Below are 21,926 nucleotides of genomic sequence, written 5' to 3' on the forward strand. Positions count from 1 at the left end.
AATTGAAACCTAATAACTCTATATTATTTTGACCAAATTTCCTCTATAGTTGGAACCTTAGCATCCTTATTGAAATATCCTATTCTTGATATATTTATTAAGTGGTAATACGTAAAGTTTTCAGATATTGAATTATTTCCCCAAGATCCACAGCCAAGAGTTGTAGATGGATTGAATCCATTATTGAAACTTCCACCCGCTCCTGTTGATGATGTTTGATTAACAACTAATCTACTTATAGGTAATTCTTTTCCTGCATATTCAATATGATCATTATCATTTGAATGAACCGCTGTAGTATGACCTGCGCCTTCATATAAAAGGTTAGTTTTAGCTAGTTCTACTGCTTCTTCAAAAGTATTGTAAGTCATTGTGATCATAAATGGGAACATTTTTTCCTTGTTAAGTACATCTAGTGATCCTATTCCTTTAGTTTTTAGTATAACTACTTTAGTATCTTCAGGAACCACAACTCCTGCCATATCAGCAATAAATTGAACTGATTGACCAACAAGTTTGCCATTTATACTTCCACCTGGGAACATAACCTTTCTAAACTTATCAATTGTTGCTTCATCTTCAATGTAGTATGCACCATTATCAACAAATGCCTTCATTATTTCAGAATGTTTTTCAACTGGAGCAATAATTGATTGTTCTCCAGAACAGATGATACCATTATCAAACTTTCTTCCTGCTATAATATCTTTAGCGGCTTTATCAAAATCATAATCTCTATCAATAATAACTTGAACATTTCCTGCTCCTACTCCGAATGCTGGTTTTCCGCTTGCGTAAGCAGCCCTTACCATTCCCATTCCGCCAGTAGCTACAACTGTATCAGCAGCTGCCATTAATTCTCCAGTTAATTCAACAGATGGTTCTGATATTATTTGAATTAAATTTTCTGGTGCTCCTAGTTTCCTTAATTCATCATTCATTAGTTTAACAGCATGTGCTGAGCAATCCTTAGATCTTGGGTGTGGAGCAACAATAATTGCATTTCTTCCTTTTAATGCAAACATGGCATTACACATAGGTGTAACTATTGGATTTGTAGTTGGTGTAATAGAAGCTATAACTCCCTTTGGCTTAGCAACTAGTACTATTCCTTCTTTTCCTTCTTCTGCTCCAATGATATCTACAGATTTTTTACCTTTTAAACTGTTCCATATAGTCTTTGACTTACCCATGTTCTTAGCTACCTTATCTTCATAAACTCCCATTCTTGTTTCAGTTACCGCTTCTTTTGCAAGTATTTCAGCATTATCAAATATAACCTTACCAATAACTCTAACTAAATCATCCACCTGTTCTTGATTATAATTTGCAATACCTGCTTGAGCTGTCTTTGCCTTAATCATCATTTCATTTATATATGCCTTGTTATCCATTTTATCTTCCTCCTATTTGTTTTATATTGTTTTATATATTTATATTTTTTTTTATATTAACTTACTATTAGATTATCATATTATTTAACGAAAATACATTTTATAATTCTTTATTCATCTTCATTGTACCTGTTTCCATAAACCTTACATGCCAGGATAGCGCATCACATAACACATGAGGGGTATGCTTTCCAGCACAACATTCTGCTTTCTCCAAGTATTCCAAAAGTTGTGGCCTATAGTCCGGATGAGCACAATTATTAATAATCGCAACTGCCCTTTCCTTTGGGCTCTTACCTCTTAAATCTGCGGTGCCTTGTTCAGTAACAATTACCATAACATTGTGTTCTGTATGATCTACATGCGAAACTATTGGAACTATTGAAGATATATCTCCACCCTTGGCTATAGATTCTGTTGTAAATATGGTTAAAGAAGCATTTCCTGCAAAATCTCCAGAGCCACCTATTCCATTCATCATCTTTGTACCCATAACATGAGTTGAATTAACATTACCATATATATCAACCTCTAAAGCTGTATTCATAGCAATAACTCCAAGCCTTCGAATAACTTCTGGATTATTACTTATTTCCTGAGGCCTCAATACAATTTTATCTTTTAAACTGCCAACGTCACGTCTAAAAGCTTCCATTCCAGTTGGTGAAGGGCTTAATGCTGTAGCTGAAACCATTTCTGCTTTGCCACATCTTATAAGATCAAGCATAGAATCCTGTATTACCTCTGTATAGCAGGTAAGCTTTTTCAAATTAGTTTCACAAAGTCCTGCAAGCACTGCATTCGCTACATTCCCAACTCCTGATTGCAAAGGTAATAAATTTTCTGGGAGCCTTCCTTCTTTAACTTCATTTTCAAGAAAATTTATTAAGTTTTTTGAAATTGCTTTAGAAGTTTCATCAATAGGTTTTAACGCTCTTGTTTTATCAGATGTATTTGTCATCACAACTGCAGCAATTTTTTCAAGTTTACAAGGTATATAAGTTGTTCCAATCCTATCTCCCGGATGTGTTATTGGAATTGGCTTCCTGAAGGGAGGATTTTCTAACGTATAAATATCTGCAATACCTTCTAATGACAATGGCTGATTTTCATTAACTTCAATAATAACCATATCTGCATTTTCCACATAAGTAGCTGCATTCCCCACTGCTGTTGTAGGGATTATGTTGCCTTCTTCCGTAATTGCCAAAGCTTCTATAATTGCAACATTAACTTTAGGTAAAAATCCATAATTTACAAATTGAGGCATACAGCTTAAATTCATATCAATATACTCTGTAAGCCCTTTATTAATGCAGTTTCTTAAATTGCTGTTAGTTTGATAGGGCATTCTTTTTGAAATTATACCCGCCTCAGTCCAAGCTCCATCTATTTCTGCACCAACAGACGCACCTGTATACAATGTGAGTTTCATTTTTTCGCCAGTACTTTTAACTCTTTGCGCAAGAGCTAAAGGAACATCCTTAGGATAACCTGATGGAGTAAACCCACTTACTCCAACTACCATTCCATCTTTTATTAGACCCGCTGCTTCCTGCGCAGAAACTACTTTTTTCATAACTTCTTGACTTCTTATTCTTGCATTTTCCAAAATTACACCTCCAGTTTATATTAACTGTAAAAGATTATCTTAAGTATTTAGTTAGTAACTACTTGAGAAATCTCTGAAGCTCGCTTAGATTTAAATGCAATATACGAGCTCACAATAATAAATCCAATTCCTATAACTATATTTAATTCAAGCTTCTCTCCAAGTATCATTACAGCAAGCATAGTAGCTAAAGCAGGCTTTATTAAAAATACTAAGGATGCTGTAACTGCTGATGTTAACCTTATTGCTCCAAGGTAGAATACATATCCAAGTGCCTTTATAAATAGGCCCATGTACACGAGTACTAAACCTGCATTACCATCAATTCCTTTGAATATAGGTCTTCCTGTAGCTAAAAGTATTATTAATACAAAGAATGCTCCAATATAGAATGCTATACAGTTAAATACATAACCACCGTATTGATTTATTCTAATTTTGCTAATTACTGTAAATAGCGACCAGGCTATAGCTGCACCTAATGCAAGTGTTATTCCTAACAAATTAGAAGATTCACCATTCATTCCTGCTACCATTTTTGATGGATTGAAAATTATAATAACACCTAAAATACCTACCAAAAGAGATATTAATGTTGCTTTATTAATTTTTTCTTTTAAAATTAAATAAGCAAAGGGTACTGTAAATATCGCATTTGAACTAAATATAACCGCTGAAGTTGAAGCTAGAGTATATTTACCTGCAAATGATAACAGCGCCATTGAGATGGGTATACATAGTGCACCATTTAATGCAAAGTAGCCAACATCATTTATACCAAGCTTTAACTTCTTAGTTTTAATATCTTTTATTGCAAATGGAGTTAATAGTATTGCGCCGATTGTGAATATTAGAAATGTAATTTGAAATGAATCCATTCCATTTTTTACTAGCATTTTATTTGCAATTTCCTGAGTGCTGTATAGTAGAGCAGTTAGAATAATATACACATAACCTTTCCTCATTTGTTTCCCCCTATAATTTGCATTTAATTTTGGAATTTGGCTTTAAATCTCTTTTCCCATTCTTGCATAAGTGAAGGTCTAAAGTCTGGATGAGAAATATTTATGAGAGACCTTGCTCTATCTCTTAATGTTTTACCTTTTAGCTCTGCAATACCATACTCAGTAACTACGTATTGCACTTCGTTTCTCAAAGTTGTAACCGCTGCTCCTTCATCAAGCATTGGTTTAATTCTGGAAATCTTTCCTTTGCTTGCTGTAGACGGCATGGCAATAATAGATTTTCCATCCTTTGCCATAGCTGCACCTCTAATAAAATCAACTTGTCCACCAGTTCCACTAAACTGAGTTAAACCTATAGTTTCTGCATTGACCTGCCCCATAAGATCTACTTGAATAGCAGAATTTATACAAACCATTTTATTATTTTTTGAAATTATAACCGGATCATTTACATAATCTACAGAATACATTTCAACCATTGGATTATTATCAACAAAGTCATAAAGTCTTTTGGTTCCCATAAGGAAAGTTACTACTATTTTCCCTGGATGAATTGTCTTAGCCTGATTTGTTACAACTCCTGTTTCAACAAGTTCAACTACTCCGTCTGAAATCATTTCCGAATGTATGCCTAAGTCTTTTTTGTCTTTTAAAAATAAAAGTACTGCATCTGGAATAGCTCCTATTCCAAGTTGAAGTGTGGAACCATCCTCAACTAAAGAAGCACAATACTCTCCAATAGCTTTCTCAACATCTCCAATTTTAGGAGGATTAAGCTCTATTATTTGATGACTTACTTCTACAATATAATCAATATCAGAAATATGTATAAAAGAGTCTCCCATAGTTCTTGGCATTTTATTATTTACTTCTGCAATTACCCTTTTTGCACATTCCGTTGCAGTCTTTGTATAATCAATAGATACACCGAAACTACAACAACCGTGCTCATCTGGTGCTGAAACTTGAACAATTGCCACATCTATTGGTAGATAACCATTTTTAAATAGATCAGGTACCTTAGAAAAAAAACATGGTGTAAAATCTGCTCTTCCTGAGCTTACTGACTCCCTTGTAGTTCCCCCTACAAATAATGAGTTATGTCTAAAGTGTTTTTCCATGCCTGGCTTTGCATATTCACTTTTACTCATTGCCACCATATGTACGATTTCAACATTTTCATAAGCCTTACTATTAGCTACCATTGCAGATATAACATCTGTTGGCTCTCCGCAAGCATGTCCTGTAACTACCCTATTTCCTGACTTTATTTTCCCTGCTGCTTGCTCCGCCGTAATAACCTTTGATTTATAAATTTCTTCTAAGTTCATAATTATCACTCTCCCCAATTACAAAACTTTGATTTTGTCTATAATATTAAGCAATTTTCTGTTATCGTTTTCACAAGTTATATATACTTTTTCATATTTAGCTTCAAGATTTTGGTGACTCGCACAAGCACTGGTACATCCACATAAAATAACAACCACATCATAAATAATCCCGTGTTTTGCCGTTTCAATACTGTGCGCTTTGCCAATATATTTCTTTAATTTTGACACTACCCCTGGCCTATCATAAGTTGGATTACATCCTCCACAATATTTAATACCAATTTTCATTAATTCCCTCTATTACCCTTACTTAAAAATTTTCTAGCTTGTTCTAATAACTCTTCGCTTACTTCATTTTTAAGTATTACCTTTTTAATGCTAGGAATTGCTTCTTTAAGTGCAACTTCAACCACATCTTCAATGGTAAATTTTGCAGATAAACATCCCTTACATTGCCCCAAAAGCTTAACCTCAACTATTCCATCGTCGAAGCTAACAAGTTCAATATTTCCATAGTGATCTTTTAGCTTTGGTCTGACATTCATCTCAAGGATTTTTTCAATTTCAGCAAACATTACGTCACTCCATTCTTTTAAATATATGCGGGGTGGGTTACCCCTTATATATTTAAGGTTTTCATATTATGAAAAATGTATTTTATAAATAATTTATTCTTTTATTCTAGCTATCACTTTTGCTAAGGCCTTTTTATGGGCTAAATTGCTTTGTCTTGCTATCATTATTCTTTGAGCCTGTGGTGAACCTGCACCATGCATTGATTCTGTTCTGTAACCAACTGCCGCGGTTCCAAGTGCTAAGTTTTCTATTAATCTTAATATTCTCATTCTATTTTCAGTTGAAACAGATGCAACACCTTTTAAATATTTTTCAAGATAAGGTCCGGTTATTGGATCTTTAAAATCTTTATCTGCAGGCATAGTTACCATTAATCCTCCAGCGATATCTTCAGCAAGTCTTACTATTTCATATGGGAATCTTGTAACATTTTGCTTACATACATTAGCAAGTAACAAATCTATTATATAATTACCTGATTCAGTTTTATGACCTTCTGCAGAACATGCAATTCCACAAGCGTATAGTGTTTCATTTAGGTGAGTCATTTCTATTAATTTATCTTTAATATGTGATACTCTATTAGTTCCATTATAATCTGCTGCAAGTGCCGTAGCGCCAATAAGCACATCACCTACGCCAACTTTACATCCGCCATAACTTTGTCTATGGTATCCTGCAAATCTTTCAACAAGCATACCTGCAAATTCTGTTTCTCCATTTAAGAATATTCGTTCATTTGGTACGAATACATCATCAAAGATAGTTAAAGCTTCTACTCCACCATAATTATAATTTCCAACATCGATATCTGCGCCTTCTTCACTTTTTCTTGTATCGCAGGATTGACGTCCAAGAATCATAATAATGCCTTCTGTGTTTGTTGGCACTGAAAATGATACTGCATAGTCCTTATCCTCTGGTCTCATAGCAATAGTTGGCATAACTAAAACTTCGTGAGAATTACATATACCAGTTTGATGAGCCTTTGCCCCTCTGACTACAATACCATCAGGTCTTCTTTCAACTACCCTAAGATACATATCTGGATCTTCTTGTTTTGATATTGATAGACCTCTATCTCCTTTTGGATCTGTCATTGCTCCATCTACTATTAAATCATTTTCGTGAATATATTTTAAAAACTTTTTAAATCTTTCATGATACTCCGTTCCACAAGCTTTATCTATTTCATAAGTAGTACTATATTCAGAGTTAAATGCATCCATGCCAACACATCTTTGGAAGCATGAAGCGGTTTTTTGTCCACATAATCTTTGCATTTTAACTTTTTTAACTAGATCCTCTGTGCTTTGATGTATATTAGCAAATCTGTTAATTTTTTCACCTGTAATTATTGAAGTAGATGTCAATAAATCTTCATATTCAGGCATTTGTGCCAAATCATAAGTCATTTTAACTGAATTCATTGAAGGCCTAATTATAGGGTTATCTACTACATTTTCTACTTTTTCTCCAAACATATAAACTTTTAAATTCAATTCTCTAAGACTTTCTACGTATTGTTCGCCAGTCATTAATCCCATTAAAACCATTCCCCTCACATGTGTATTTTATGTAACTTTACATTTACATATGTAGCAATACCTGTGCCAAAGTTACAAATATGTGATATGTTTTCTTAAATACTATTATATTAATGTATTTTAATGAATTATTGTGATTGTTTTCACAGATATATTTATAAAAAAAATAATATATCTGTGAAAACAATCACAAATATATTATTTTTTATTAATATCTGTTGCATAAAGGCAACAGATATTAGAAACTCAACCGACAGAATTCTATAAACTCGTGCATAATATATGAGATTTAGAAGGTAATTACTTGTTTTTGCATTTTTGCAACACGTTTCATTTTTGCAACGCTTCTTTTCCAAAATATTTTTTACGCTTTCTAACAAAAGTAGAGGCATCAATTCCAAGTATTTTTGCAGCACCCCTGACATTACCAGCATTATCAAACGCTTGGCTAATAAGTTTAGCTTCAACTTTTCCAACTGCCTCTTTTAAATTACATGCATCCCCGCATTCAATATTTCTCTCCATAACATTCGAAGAGGTTTTAATCGACAAATCACTTTGGAATATTTTATCACTACTACTCATCACTATAACCCTTTCTACAATATTTTTAAGTTCACGGACATTACCCGGCCAACTGTAATTATAAAGTGTATTCATCGCCTCAATCGTGAAAGTTTTCTCAAAGTTATATTTTTTATTTAATTGAGATAAGAAATGTTGGACTAAAGGAACAATATCCTCTTTCCTATCCCTTAGTGGTGGGATAGTAAGAGGGACCACATTTAAACGATAATATAAATCTGATCTAAATGATTTCTCTTTAGTCATATCTTCTAAGTTCCTATTAGTAGCTGCTAATACTCTTACATCAATTTTAATTGATTTAACCGACCCCACTCTTTCCACTTCGCCCTCTTGGAGTACATTAAGTAGCTTAACTTGTATATTCAAAGGAAGTTCTCCAATTTCATCCAAAAAAACTGTCCCTCCATCTGCTACTTCAAAAAGTCCCATTTTGCCTTCCTTATTAGCCCCAGTGAACGCCCCTTTTACATATCCAAAGAGCTCAGATTCTATAAGATTTTGAGGGATTGCTCCACAATTAATTTTTATAAAATTTTTATTCTGTCTCGTACTATTTTTATGTAAAAACTTAGCGATTTCTTCCTTTCCAACTCCAGTTTCTCCTAATATTAAAACAGTAGTATCCACACTAGCTACTCTTTTAGCAACCTCCAATAAATCTATCATCGCTTTATCCTTAGCAACCATATCTGACAAATTTAAATATTGAATTCTCATAGTTTCTATCTCTGAATAATACTTTTCTGTAAGCTTCCTATTTTTAGTTAGCTGTTCTTCTAATTCGTATAATTCCGTTATATCTCGTACATTTGTAACCACCATGCTTATATTACCCTTATCATCAAATATAGGATTACTAGAAACCAATACTTTTTTACCAGTACTAAATTCCTGCTCAATGGTATTAGATTTTCTATTTTTTAATACCATAAGAGTAGCTGATTTAGATATGTATCCCTCTTTTTCAAGTTCATACATATTCCTATTAATCATACCTTTTCTTTGTATACCTGTTATGGTTTCATAAGATTTATTAATCTTTAACGTATTAGCTTTACCATCGGTTATGTAAATACCATCAAATGACGATTCAATAATTGCATCTAATTCTGTGCAATTAAGGATTGCATTGCCACATTCTTCCGTACAATTTAATCTTTGCTTTAGCTCACTTATTTTTTCTGATTGATTATCAAAACCTCGCTTTAACATATTATTCACACTAAAACAGCCAACAAATTTACCAACTGAATTTTCAACTCCCAAATAACTTTCCTTCGCATCAACATAATCCTGTATTTTATCATCCTCATTGATAATATTTTCTTTACCACGTGAAAGATATTTAATACATATATTAGGGCTTGTACCCTCAATAAAATTCTTAATTATGTCATTTTTCGTTATAACACCAACCAAAATTTCTTTTTCATCTAATATAGGTATAACTTCAACTTCATTATTACTAAATAACTGCGACGCCTCATAAAAAGTATTATTTTCTTTAAGTATGAAATCACATTTTATCATAACATCCCTTACTTTCATAAAAACACCTCTCAATCTATAAAAAATTAAGCTATTCATTATTTATAGATTACATAGCTTAATTTTATTATATCAGAAAAAGCATAATTTAATGTGACTATTCAACTACTGTTTTAAGTAAAACGTATATATGTTATGCCATTCTTTCAATTATAGATTATCTTAATACTAAAACCTCAGCTTTTCCCTTTATAACTATTTCGTCTTGTTCATTTAGACAAAATGTGTCAAGTAATAGTATTTTCTTTTTTTCATTTATTTCAGTTATAATAGCCTTCGCTTTGATTGTATCCCCAATTCTTACTGGTTTTAAAAACTCGAAGCTCTGCCTTAAATATATATTACCGCCTCCAGGTAATTTTGTTCCAAGCAAAGCTGAAATCATTCCTCCAACTAATTGTCCATGAACGATTCTACCCTTAAAAAATGATTTTTTAGCTTTTTCCTCATCCATATGCACATAATTATAATCTCCAGTAATTCTTGCATAAGATTCTACTTCAGCCTCTGTAAATCTCTTTATATACTCCTCGCTTTGACCTACATAAAAACTTTTAAAATCTGCCATTTTCTCCCCCCCCATTGCAAAATAGGATTTAAATCATTCCCTTTGTATTAAGGGAGCACCACCTAACTAATTCGCTTATTATTAAACTTCCATCCCATGGAGAATCATAGAAATTCATGTATCCAATTTTCACAACTCTATCTACTCCAAAAGTCGTCACTCTATCTGCAAACTCTAAAGTCTTATTACTATTCTTTGAGGCTATCCCAATGGTTTGTATGTTTTTAGTAATTAAAGGGCATACATCCAATATATCATCCACCTCTTTTATAAATATAGTTCGTCCTGTAATTGCTTCTTCAAGCTTTACTTCACTATCAATTAGTATTGTATATTGAAGTCCCTTACTCATATAAGTAAGCTTATTGATACTTAGTAGATATTCACCTCTTTTATTAATTATTTTAGCAGCTATAGCCTCCTCTAAATCTAAATTAGTATATCTTTTAGTAATCTTCTCAAATTTCCGACTTAATATTTTCGCTATTTCTTCTACAGTTAGTTTACTTTTCTCTAAAAACAATACCTGAGGTGAAGAACATGATTTTTGATTAAATGCAATTATATCTGTAACCAGATTTTCTAAGTATTCTTCAAAGTCATCACTTTCAATAGCTGATCTATCAAAAACTGCAAAAGAATACTTAGGCCCAAAAATTAAATCCTTACAAGTAGTTTTTTTAGGTAAAAGAGAAATAGCATCTACTGCTGTTTTATTACCCCAAACTATTCGTGCATCGGCTTTTAAAGACATTTGAGAATTAAGATACTTATCGCCACTATTAAAATAAACAAGGGCAATATTTTTCAATATAATCTTAGAAGAATAAGTTTCCCCGCCATACTCAACCTCAATATTGTCCAAAAGTTTTAATAGTTCATATACTGTACTGACACTTTCTTTAGATACTCTTAGGATATTACTATTTTTGCATATTATACTCTGAATCACTGAATAGATACCTAGGGTAGGTACATTCCCAGCCATCCAATGACACACTAAACCCTTTGGCTGTGCTTTGATGTATTTTTCATTCTCTACCTGCACAAAATTATTTAGATATTCAATATTTGATAAGTTAAGTTTTAACTGTTTTTCCATATTTATTTTCTTTAAATAAAAACATAAGAACGGAACCCCTTCCATTCTTAATATTTCTCTGTTTATTGCAATTCTCTTGCTATATTCATTTATAATAAGTATTATAACTTGCACCGGAAATTCATGAAGTTTATTGAAATTCTTATTTAAGCAAGTTTCTAATTCATGAAAGTCCTCAAATTTTAGTCCCTTTTCATAAAACTCTCCATTTAGCTCGTAACAATTTATCATTTACCTACCTCCCTTTCTGCAAATGTATCTCCACAGCCTCTAATTTCAGCCTTGTCTACTCGTGACTTAAATCTAAAATACTTGCCTCGTCTACCACAAGGGCAATCATCCACGCCTATAAATTTCCCAATATCCTCAGTAAGAATAGCCTGCGATGGATAGCTAGAGCCCAAAACACTCATAACCTCTATAAGCCCTTCTTCACCAAAATTCACTTCTTCTAAAGTCTGTATATCCCTTATAATAACCTCTGCAAAATTTGGTACATGCTTATGCCCACACTGGCAATCAATAAAAACTACTCCTAACTGTTCCACCATTCCATAAAAGTCTATAATATTATCTTTACTTGTGTTAAATATCTGCGCAGCAGTCTCTGAAAACACTTCCTTTTCCACCTTTTCAGAAATAAGTTTTTTCCAACCTCCGCTATGTAACAGCTTTAACTTTGGCATGTCTAATTTTATTCCTTCCTGCTTTAATACTTTTAAAAATTTCGACCACACTATATAAGTAAATCCATAAACTAAAACTTCCTCATCTTTATATTTTCTTTCAAAGTCGCGAAGCCTATCTATATTTAATTTAAGTTCCCCTTCTTCTTTATCCATAATATAAAACATCTTGCTCGCAAAAGTGCTTACCCCTCTAATAGCAGCACCACGTGCAGTCATTCCATTCCCTCTTTTATTACTGTCTGCGTTATCTATAATAAGCATCGGTCTTCGCATTCTTCCTAAAAAACTTGTTAACGTACTTATTAAAGCTTGCGTTTGTCTTATTGAAGTCTTTTTATCCAAATATATTTTACTAGGAACTCCTGTGGTGGTAGCACTAGATTGTAACACCCTAACTACTTGCTCCTCCTTACATATTCTGAGATGGAAAGATTTAAACATATTTACAGGGATATATGGTACCTGTTCTAACGTTTTAATTTTATTAATGTCTACATTTAATTTATTATACATAGCTTTTATACTTAAATTTTCCTTATTGTGTTCTAATTGAGGTAACATAATATTTAAAAGCAACTTTTCCTTTTTTTTCAGCTCTATATTAAACTGCGCTCCAAGCACTAGTTCATCTATTAATTCTAAATCCTCCACTTACTTCACCCTCTTACTATTTCTTTTACTTAAGCTCCTTGAGCTTTTTTATTAAAATTTTGCCAGAAGAATTTTTGGGAAGTTCTTTTAAAAATTCTATATACCTTGGAGTTTTATATGATGGTAACTGATTTTTACAAAAGTCTAATATATATTTAAAATCCATATAGTGGTTATCTTCTGTTAATACTACAAAGGCTTTTATTGATTCTCCTAAAATATCATCTTCCACTCCAATAACTGCACATTCCACTACCTCTGTAATTTGTAATATTATGGCTTCTATTTCCTTAGGGCTTATTCTAATCCCACCACTTTTAATAATATTTTTTTCTCTTGAAACTATATATATATACCCGTCATCATCAACTTTTGCTATATCCCCCGTGTATAAGTATCCTTTCTTTAGAACTTTATCCGTTTCTTCCTTATCATTAAAATATCCCTTCATTATGTTTCCACCCTTGGCAACAACCTCACCCGTTTCTCCAGATTTCACTCGCTTTCCTTCACTATTTAAAACCAAAAGCACCGTTCCTTTAATTCCACGTCCTATGGAATTCATCTTTTCATTAATTAAATATGACGGTAAATATGATAACCTTGCCGTAGCCTCAGTCTGACCATACATTATAAAAATTTCTACTCCTTTTAGAATACCTATAAGCTGTTTAATAAAATTCTCTGAGAGCTTTCCCCCAGCTTGAGTTATGTACCTTAAGGTTGGAAGTTTAGTATTCTTTATATCAGTCATTCTAAGCAGTATTTGATAAGTGCTAGGGACCCCTGAAAAACCTGTGCAACTATACTTATTTATATCCTCAACAACTGTTTGCGGAAACATAAATTTATTGTTAATTACAAGGCTTCCCCCTACCCTAAAGTGTGTATGCAAAATTGAAGTCCCATAGCAATAATAAAAAGGAAGTACTGTTTCCACTCTATCTCGCTCTGTAAGTTTCAGGTATTCTATTATAGAATTTGTATTATACATCAGATTATAATGAGTAAGCATTACCCCTTTAGGATTTCCTGTGGAACCGGAAGTAAAAAGTATTACAGCCACATCTTCTTGTATATCTATATCCTCACTATAATTGTTTTCATGTGCATAAGTAAAATTACATTCAATGATATCTGTATAAATTTCAACGTCTTCACGAACCAATTGCTTTATTTTTTCAATAAATTTATTTTGAGTGAAAATCAGCTTAATATCTAGAGAGTCTACAATATACTTTATCTCATTGCTACTTAAAGCTGGGTTAATAGGAACACAAATAGCTCCACTTTTAATTATTCCAAAATAATTTTCAATGAAAAAATCAGAATTTTCTGAAACCAGAAGTACAGCATCCTTTTTAAAAAATTTCTTGCTTTTTATAAAAGAAGCTTTTTTTTTACATTTTTAAAAATTTCCTCATAACTTATTTTATCTTTAAAAATTACAGAAGTTTTATCCAGTTTTGATGAAAACTCAAAAACATAATCTGTAAATGTCATATCTGAACACCATATTTTTCAACTATCTTCTTAATATCACCTATGGTATACATTCTGGAGATATCCACTACATCTAAAGCTATATCAAAAACTTCCTCTAAACTTGTTATAAGTTCTACATGGCCTAAAGAATCCCAAGATTCTATTTCATCTGGTCCAAAATCATCATTTGTGTCCTCTACTTTTTTGAAATCAAATAAATCACATAACACCTTGTTTAGTTTTTCCAAATTGCTCACAATAATTCCTCCTAAATATTAATAATTTATTTTATATACAGCAAGATATATGCCAACTTTTCCATCAAAAAAAGATTATACTTCCCCAAGTATAATCTTTTTTTCTTCTTCACTAAAGTGAAAATAATCATATAAATAATTTTCATCTTTACCCTTAAAATCTATAATAATTGGGATGCATAATTTCATTAAATTATTTGGGTAATACTCATAAGCATCTTCACCTAGTTTTTTTGCAAAGGTCTTAAAATAGAATTCATAGATTTTACTATTTAATAGATATAATAAAAAATCATAGGTAAACGGAACATTTTCTTTTAATATCAATGCATATACATCCGCACTAAAATAACTTCCCTTGTCAAGAGCAAATCTATTACTGCTTGCCTTAAATGGAAAAACTATTTTTTCGCCTTCAAATATGTTTTGATCTCTACCCCATTGAAGTTCATACCATTTTCTAATACCCCTTTGGCATTCTCTTCTTTTTAGTAGCTTTTCCTTCTGCAATTCAATATAGGCTATAGCATTATTATAATCATGCGTGTTATGGATTAAATCTGAATATATTATGTAACTATCTTGTCTTGAAACTTCATTTTTTTCTATGTAACTACTCTTAATCCAAGGTTTTATTATATTTTTTTCAATATTTCTCCTTAGAGCAATATCATTGGTTACTACAAACGCTTTGTCACACCCAGTTATTACTCCCTGATAACTATTACAAATATTACTTAAGTGAGTAAAACTTCTTTGCTCTATTTTATTTATTATATTTCTATCCTTTTCATCTATTAGAATCCAACCCTTGTCATTTAATTGACTTTTATTAAGAAGAAAACTATTAAATTCATTCCCACTTTTTAAAAATACACTGTTATAAAATTCTTTTTTATGTTTGTTTTTTACATTAGAAGGTTTTATAATTTCAATTTTACTATCATCATTTTGACAATTCGTTATACACATTATTACAGGATCTATCCCTACGTTTTTAAATGGTCTTCTCCCGTAAAAATCTATAATTTTGTCTATCGTGCATAGTTTTTTTAAAACCTTCCTTAAATCCTCTCCACTAGGTGATTCTAAAAAGTACCTCGAAGTAATAAAAGTCAGCTTTCCCTTCTCGTTTAAGTCTTCTAATGCTTTTTTGAAAAAACAATAGGATAGATCTCCTTTATCTCTATACACTTCTTTATATCGAATTTTTAAATAAGCTGCGTATTCATTATCTATAGATTTTTTACCCACATAGGGTGGATTTCCTATGAACACGTCATATTTATGTTCACTTTCATATAATAAAAAATCCTTGTTAACAACATTACTGGCTATGCTCCCCTGACTTAAATCATATAAATCTATAATCAGGATTTTCACAGCTATATCATCAATATCAAAGCCATACAAATTATGTGTTATTATATGTTCATCAATGCATTGAACATTTAAATTCAACCCATTTTTCTCATTTATTAGGTTTAAATTATCCTTATATAAATTTCTAAGAAATTTAAAACAGCAAATTAATATATTGCCAGTTCCACAAGATGGATCCACAATTTTTATGTACGGATTCTTTATTATCTGTTCTGCTTTTATGGTGTTTTCTATCATATAAGAAGTTATAGGTTCTGGAGTGTATACTGTGCCTTTTTCTTTATTATTTTTAATAAACTCATAATAAACTTCACCAAAACTTTTTCGCTGTGTTCCTTCTATTTCCCTTTTATAATTTTTTAAAGCAGTTATTTTGAACATATCATCTATTGGGCTTAAAATAACATTATGTAATTCACATATTTTCTGTTTTACCAAGTCAAGCATTTATTATCTCCATTCTATATAATTAAATTATTCTTTTGTTAATATCACGACTGACATAATAATCAATATACTTCCAATTACAATTCTAACTGATATAGGTTCTCTTAAAATTAGTATTCCTAGTATTAACCCAACTATAGGCTCAATAGTACTAAGAATTGAAGCATTAGAAGGCCCTACTATTCTAACCCCTTCTAAGAATGCCATTAAAGCCACCACTGTAGATATGAATGCTAATAATAAAATTGCCACAAGTGCATAAAAGGAAATATGCATGTTAAAATTACCAGTAGTGATTGCTGCTATAAACATAATAACAGCAGCTGAACACGAGATATAAAAAGTTAAAACATAACTGTTGATAGCTTTAATTTCTTTAAGAGATACTCCTAGCACATATATTGAATATAGCAGCGAAGCCATAGCTGCCAATATTATTCCTTTTAAATTAAAGCTAACACTTCCCTTATCGATTAAAACATAAATACCTATTAAGGAAATAATTAAAGAAATGATTTTTCTAGCTTTTATCTTTTCTTTATAAAACATATATGACAATAAAGTAATAATAGCAGGGTGTGTATATAAAATCATACTCGCCAATCCAATACTAATATAATTGTAGGACATAAATAAACTACAAGATGTAAGTGAATATCCAAACATACCTGTGGTTAATACTAAAAATAATTGTTTTTTAGTTAATTTTAAAGATATGCCTTTATATTTCAAATAATATAATAACATAATTGACGCAAAAAAAAACCTAAGCGCTAATGTGGTATATGTATTTGCCCCTCCTCTATATGACAATTTTGCGAGTATTGGCATAAACCCAAAAGCAATTGCAGATAAAACAATATATAAAATTCCTTTTGTTTTTTCCATGTTAATCCCCCTTGGTATATTAAATCGTCTTCGCGAAGCTGTGGTCTTAAGTAAATAACAATTTAATAGCTACTAAAATTGTACCATCTTTATGTTAATTTTTCATCATTTAAATAAATTTTTTACAAATAATCGATATATCTATAAACGAGCGAGTTAGCTAACAGATTGCTCATTTAAAATTAATGTCAACTACCCTAAGCCATTTTTAAAATCTTGAAGTATATTATTTTTAATATAGGCACTTTTCCAATAATCTTTACAGCTATTCATAGCTATTTTAAGAACCCAGTTTTAAATCTTCCTTTGATATAGTAAACAAATTTGCATACTTATTTTGTAATATATATTTTAAATAGATTATTTGGTGGGAAAACAAATAGTAAATAAGTTAAGTTATGGTTATACTATTAAGAGTGTACTCGAAAAACAATAATTAACAATTCCCATATTTGAGGAATAAAAGTATTTATTTGGATGAAATGCTATACTTGAATTAATAGTAGGCATGACAAAAAGGCTTTTTTATACACTATTTTAAAAAAGCCGTAGGCTGGTTATTGAGTTAAAACTGATTATAAATTAGGCAGCTATTTTCTTGAAAACCGGGAAGATATCAGCAATTGTTACCTCTTTTTCATTAGCCCAAGCATCTATAAAACAGCAAAATGCACCAAGAAATACTCTTGTTATTCTGCGACCAACGGAATAGATAATCGATTTTTCAGCATGGAAGTCGTTGTTTATTCTATCCCAACACCTTTCAGTAGTTGAACGTCGTTTATAAAGAGATTTCCATTGCTTTGAACCTCTTAGTATAGGAGTAAAATATCTTGGATTATCTAATGTTTTAGTGTAATAAATTTTCTTGCTTTTAATAGGACATTTTTCACAGTGGTCACATTGAACTGGGAATAACCATTTATGCCTAAATTCCTTACGGACGATTCCCCAATTACGAAGCTGATGTCCACAAATTTTCCCATGAGGAATGCCCTTATCGTCAAGTTCAACAAAATCACTGCCTGATGAAGGTTTTAAAGAACGTGAATTTAAATCAATAATAGGATTTATTCCATAATGCATGCATAAAAGATAAAATGCATTAGCATCATAGGCAGAATCTAAGGCTACGGAATAGAATTTAATTTCAGGGTATAAATCTACAATCTCTTTAAGTGCATAAACACCGGTAACAGAATCATGCCGTGCTGCACTAACAAATTTAATATGGATAGGTAGGCTGTAAAAACTATCACAGGCAGTGAACCCGTGATAAGTTTGACCATAGTAATAGTGTTCATTAAAGCTATCCCAACCCCAGCTAGCACTGGGATCGGTAAACTTTCGATAACAAGCACAATGCTCTCCTGGTTTAAGTTTGCAATCACAAACTTTTTTACCATAAGGCGAAGCCTGTGTAGGCATACAAGTTCCATCACCAGCAATATTTAGTTTAGAAGGGTCACCCAAAATGCCCATTGATAAGGAAGGAATAACAAATAATTCCTTAAGTATGTTGTTCATTTTGGATTCTATTCTGTCAGAAAGCTTAGAATTATCATATTTTAAGATTCTTTTAACTAAACGTTCGACTACACCAGATTTGGAGTTATTCATCTTTTGGTTTTTCTTTTGTTTTTTACTTGGTTTACGTTTCAATTTACGCAGTTTGGATTTATATAGGATTTTATCCTTATGAATCAGCCTATCCATAAAATCATAAAAAGTACCTATGCCAGGTATTTGATCAGCAACTATGCCTTCGGCTTTAAAAGGCGAGTAGCAAGCAGGGATAAAGCCTGACAGAATTGCATAAAACGGTTCTGAACGTAATGTCTTTATCCAAGATGATATGCTGGTTTCTTTACAATAAGCCATAATAATAAGTGATCTGAGTAAAGCTACCGCATCTTTGGGCGGAGCCCCTTGATTGGAGTTAGAATAAGCACTTTGTATTAGAGGGACAATTCCGGTTAGGTCGGCAGACCAGATTTTTGTTATTATTGAACTACGCTCAAACAAAGTAATTTCTTGATTATTTTGAATAAAGAATTTTTCTAGAAATGTTTCAACGAAATTTTGATATTGAGTATGTGAGGCCTTAACAGTTAACATAAAAATCACTCCTTATAAATGAAAAATGGTAATAATATACATAATTCATTTTGCGAAATTTTTACTGCTGTCAAGTCTTATTTAAAACTATTTAATTAAAATAAATCGATAATACTAAGGATAGCTTAGACTATCTATGCTATCCGAAAGATATAAAACTCGAAGAAATTCTGGGGTGAAGTTGATATATGAATAAAAATGAACCTAGAATTAGCAATGGCTTGAGAGTTTCCGAGAGTACTACTATTAAAAAAGTGAGGTGTTAAAAATGGCTATAGCCCATAAAACAGTTATTTCATTTGGCCTTGTTGCTATACCAATATCCATGTATACCGCAACACAAGATAACGACATACATTTTAATCAACTTCATAAAGATGACAATTCAAGAATAAAATACAAAAAATCATGTAGTCATTGCGGCAAGGAAATTACAACTAAAGATATTACCAAAGGATATGAATATGACAAAGATCATTATGTAGTCATAACCGATGATGATTTAGAAAAAATCAAAACCGAAAAAGAAAAATCAATACAGATAATGCACTTTGCACAACTTAATCAAATCTCCCCTATTTTTTACGACAAAACATATCAAGCCATTCCTGAGGCTGGCGGTGATAAAGCTTTTGAACTTTTGCGTGTAGCGCTTATGAGCGAGCAAAAAATTGCAATTGGCAAAACTGTAATGGGTACAAGAGAGACCTTACTTGCTATAATCCCACGTGAGGATGGAATACTAATCTCGAAAATGTACTATGAAGATGAGATTAAAGACCTTCCCAAATCTTATAATAAACCAGAAATAATAGATGCTGAGATTACTATGGCAAAGGCATTAATTAATTCAATGGCCACTCCTTTTAATCCGTCAGAATATAAGGATGAGTACCAGGTAAAGTTACGCGAGTTACTGGAAACTAAAATATCTGGTCAAGAGATTGTTGCTTCCAAACCCGAGACACCAAGTAATATTATTAATCTTATGGACGCATTAAAAGCAAGCATCGAGCAAAATAAAGTAAAAGAAACTCCAACAAATAAAGAAAAACGTAAAAGAACTCCAAAAGGTGCATAATGGATTTGTTTGATAATAAAAACATTAAGCCTATGTTAATCGGTGAAATACAAGAGGCATTTGACAGCCCTAATTATATTTATGAGTTAAAACTTGATGGTGAACGATGTATCGCTTATTTAGATAAGGACATGACAGAACTACGTAACAAACGAAATATAAAGATGCTTGTAAAGGTACCAGAATTGTCGAATATACACAAGCAGATAAATCACCGTTGCATTTTAGATGGTGAGTTAATCGTTATTAAAGACGGCAAACCAGACTTTTATGAAATTCAAAGGCGATCTCTGATGTCAAATACCTTTAAAATACAACTTGCATCATCTAAATTACCAGCCAGTTTCACAGCCTTTGATATTCTCTACTATGATGATCAACAGGTTACAGATTTGCCATTGATGGAGCGGAAAAAGCTACTTGAAAAAGCTATTAATGAAAATGAGCGCATTGCTATTTCTAGATATATTGAGAAGCGAGGGGTTGAATTTTATAAGATTGCTAAACAAAATGAATTGGAGGGCATAGTAGCTAAGAGTAAGGATAGTAAATATTATCTAGACAAACGCACTAAGGATTGGATTAAAATTAAAAATCTTCTGGATGATGATTTTATAGTGTGTGGTTTCATTTTTAAGCAAACCGGTGTAATCAGCATTGTACTTGGTCAATATTCAAGCAAAGGGTTGGTATACAAAGGCCATGTCACTCTGGGGATATCGACCGGAGACTTTCAATTAATAAAATCCATGCCCGGAATAATCACACACCCTTTTACTGATTTGCCTTCTGGAAACGATAATGCAGTGTGGATACAACCTAGGCTTGTATGCACCGTAAAATATATGATGAAAACAGCAAACGGTTCCTTGCGTCAACCCGTATTCAAATGTTTGAGGAACGATAAAGAGCCTGAAGATTGTATCGTAGAATAATTATTATAAAATTATTTTTGTTTAAACTAGTTTCTATTACTAATAATAAACCTAGTCTCAATACTCATTAGAAAAGATTTCAAGTACTATCCAACATCAACAACTATTATTTTGAATCACTTCCGATAAGTATGCTGATAAATAGAAAATGTAGCCTAACAGAACTATTAGGCTACATTTTACATTTAAATTTCAAATCATTTCAACTCCATTTGCATACTATCTGTAGACCACTCTTTCAAGGCTTCCTGGCTATTTTCCTCATTTTGCATCTAGACTGCTACTTTCAGAAGTCAGTTGGTGCTACTTAGCATCGGTCATGGATCTTTATAGCGGGAAAATAATAAGTCATGCTATGTCTAAATTCATTGATACTACATTAGCTCTACAGACTGTTAAAATGCTATACCGCTACAAAAGCCAACCAAGACGCTAATACTTCATAGCGATTTGGAATGCCAATTTACAAGCTGCGCTTTTAAAGCATATATAAATAGCACTAAAATTATTAAACTCTCATTTAGTGCCAATGGTTGCCCATATGATAATTCTTGCATTGAATCATTTCATGCCTCATTGAAAAAAGAAGAGGTTTACCATGTTAAATATTTTGATTATGACGCTGCAAGATTAGGAACATTTGAACATATAAAAGCTTGGTACAATATAAAAAGGATACATAGTAGTATTGGGTATATTACGCCTCAACAGTGTGAAGATTTGGCTAAAAAGGCTTCATAAAAAGTTCAACTTTTTAT

At 31.9% G+C, this 21,926-nt stretch carries 20 protein-coding genes; 3 read left to right on the forward strand and 17 right to left on the reverse strand.

All coding sequences use genetic code 11. The features are described from left to right. Window positions 1–23: 23 nt before the first annotated feature. The 17 genes from ACWJKS_RS10320 to ACWJKS_RS10400 all read right to left on the reverse strand — a co-directional run bounded on the left by ACWJKS_RS10320 (window position 24) and on the right by ACWJKS_RS10400 (window position 19,152). On the reverse strand, window positions 24–1,394 hold the full coding sequence (locus ACWJKS_RS10320) for an aldehyde dehydrogenase family protein (RefSeq protein WP_165413389.1): 1,371 nt from the start codon (window positions 1,392–1,394) through the stop codon (window positions 24–26). Between the two features lie 100 nt (window positions 1,395–1,494). Further along, entirely contained in the window at window positions 1,495–2,973 is a 1,479-nt protein-coding gene (locus tag ACWJKS_RS10325; RefSeq protein ID WP_216303726.1) for an acetyl-CoA hydrolase/transferase family protein, read from the reverse strand. Window positions 2,974–3,053: 80 nt separating this feature from the next. After that, window positions 3,054–3,971, reverse strand: a complete 918-nt coding sequence (locus ACWJKS_RS10330; RefSeq protein ID WP_462959510.1) for a DMT family transporter — start codon at window positions 3,969–3,971, stop codon at window positions 3,054–3,056. Between the two features lie 23 nt (window positions 3,972–3,994). Beyond that, window positions 3,995–5,302, reverse strand: coding sequence for an acetyl-CoA hydrolase/transferase family protein (locus ACWJKS_RS10335; protein ID WP_462959511.1), 1,308 nt, complete (start codon window positions 5,300–5,302; stop codon window positions 3,995–3,997). Between the two features lie 18 nt (window positions 5,303–5,320). Beyond that, complete coding sequence (locus ACWJKS_RS10340; protein WP_216303701.1) at window positions 5,321–5,593, reverse strand: hypothetical protein; 273 nt, start codon at window positions 5,591–5,593, stop codon at window positions 5,321–5,323. Then, window positions 5,593–5,880, reverse strand: a complete 288-nt coding sequence (locus ACWJKS_RS10345) for a NifU family protein (RefSeq protein WP_216303702.1) — start codon at window positions 5,878–5,880, stop codon at window positions 5,593–5,595. The genes ACWJKS_RS10340 and ACWJKS_RS10345 overlap by 1 nt, the downstream gene beginning before the upstream one ends. A gap of 93 nt (window positions 5,881–5,973) precedes the next feature. Beyond that, entirely contained in the window at window positions 5,974–7,428 is a 1,455-nt protein-coding gene (locus tag ACWJKS_RS10350; RefSeq protein ID WP_216303703.1) for a 4-hydroxyphenylacetate 3-hydroxylase family protein, read from the reverse strand. Window positions 7,429–7,758: 330 nt separating this feature from the next. Continuing rightward, a complete protein-coding gene (locus ACWJKS_RS10355) occupies window positions 7,759–9,564 on the reverse strand; it encodes a sigma 54-interacting transcriptional regulator (protein ID WP_216303704.1) in 1,806 nt (601 codons plus the stop codon). A 157-nt stretch (window positions 9,565–9,721) separates the two neighbouring features. Beyond that, complete coding sequence (locus ACWJKS_RS10360) at window positions 9,722–10,132, reverse strand: MaoC family dehydratase (protein WP_165413382.1); 411 nt, start codon at window positions 10,130–10,132, stop codon at window positions 9,722–9,724. A gap of 28 nt (window positions 10,133–10,160) precedes the next feature. Next, window positions 10,161–11,465 (reverse strand): acyl-CoA reductase, encoded by a 1,305-nt coding sequence (locus tag ACWJKS_RS10365; protein ID WP_216303705.1) that lies wholly within the window; start codon window positions 11,463–11,465, stop codon window positions 10,161–10,163. Further along, entirely contained in the window at window positions 11,462–12,574 is a 1,113-nt protein-coding gene (locus ACWJKS_RS10370; RefSeq protein ID WP_216303706.1) for a LuxE/PaaK family acyltransferase, read from the reverse strand. Before ACWJKS_RS10370 ends, ACWJKS_RS10365 begins: the two co-directional genes overlap by 4 nt. Before the next feature lie 25 nt (window positions 12,575–12,599). Next, window positions 12,600–13,958, reverse strand: a complete 1,359-nt coding sequence (locus ACWJKS_RS10375) for an AMP-binding protein (RefSeq protein WP_462961067.1) — start codon at window positions 13,956–13,958, stop codon at window positions 12,600–12,602. After that, a complete protein-coding gene (locus ACWJKS_RS10380; protein WP_258280665.1) occupies window positions 13,955–14,077 on the reverse strand; it encodes a hypothetical protein in 123 nt (40 codons plus the stop codon). Before ACWJKS_RS10380 ends, ACWJKS_RS10375 begins: the two co-directional genes overlap by 4 nt. Continuing rightward, window positions 14,074–14,316 (reverse strand): acyl carrier protein, encoded by a 243-nt coding sequence (locus ACWJKS_RS10385; RefSeq protein ID WP_462959512.1) that lies wholly within the window; start codon window positions 14,314–14,316, stop codon window positions 14,074–14,076. Before ACWJKS_RS10385 ends, ACWJKS_RS10380 begins: the two co-directional genes overlap by 4 nt. Window positions 14,317–14,391: 75 nt before the next feature. Beyond that, window positions 14,392–16,146, reverse strand: a complete 1,755-nt coding sequence (locus tag ACWJKS_RS10390) for an Eco57I restriction-modification methylase domain-containing protein (protein WP_462959513.1) — start codon at window positions 16,144–16,146, stop codon at window positions 14,392–14,394. Window positions 16,147–16,173: 27 nt separating this feature from the next. Next, window positions 16,174–17,034: a DMT family transporter gene (locus ACWJKS_RS10395; RefSeq protein ID WP_165413377.1), complete on the reverse strand. Its 861-nt coding sequence runs from the start codon at window positions 17,032–17,034 to the stop codon at window positions 16,174–16,176. Between the two features lie 582 nt (window positions 17,035–17,616). After that, window positions 17,617–19,152 (reverse strand): transposase, encoded by a 1,536-nt coding sequence (locus ACWJKS_RS10400; RefSeq protein ID WP_462959514.1) that lies wholly within the window; start codon window positions 19,150–19,152, stop codon window positions 17,617–17,619. 268 nt (window positions 19,153–19,420) lie between these two features. On the opposite strand from ACWJKS_RS10400, the gene ku reads away from it, so the two are divergent. The 3 genes from ku (at window position 19,421) to ACWJKS_RS10415 (ending at window position 21,909) form a co-directional block, all read left to right on the forward strand. Continuing rightward, complete coding sequence (ku, locus tag ACWJKS_RS10405; RefSeq protein ID WP_462959515.1) at window positions 19,421–20,233, forward strand: non-homologous end joining protein Ku; 813 nt, start codon at window positions 19,421–19,423, stop codon at window positions 20,231–20,233. Next, window positions 20,233–21,168 carry an ATP-dependent DNA ligase gene (locus ACWJKS_RS10410; RefSeq protein ID WP_220319528.1) on the forward strand — a complete coding sequence of 312 codons (936 nt, stop codon included), beginning with the start codon at window positions 20,233–20,235 and terminating at the stop codon, window positions 21,166–21,168. The genes ku and ACWJKS_RS10410 overlap by 1 nt, the downstream gene beginning before the upstream one ends. Before the next feature lie 450 nt (window positions 21,169–21,618). Beyond that, window positions 21,619–21,909, forward strand: a complete 291-nt coding sequence (locus tag ACWJKS_RS10415; RefSeq protein WP_462959516.1) for an integrase core domain-containing protein — start codon at window positions 21,619–21,621, stop codon at window positions 21,907–21,909. Window positions 21,910–21,926: the final 17 nt, after the last annotated feature.

The sequence above is a fragment of the Clostridium sp. CM038 genome, from assembly GCF_055081105.1.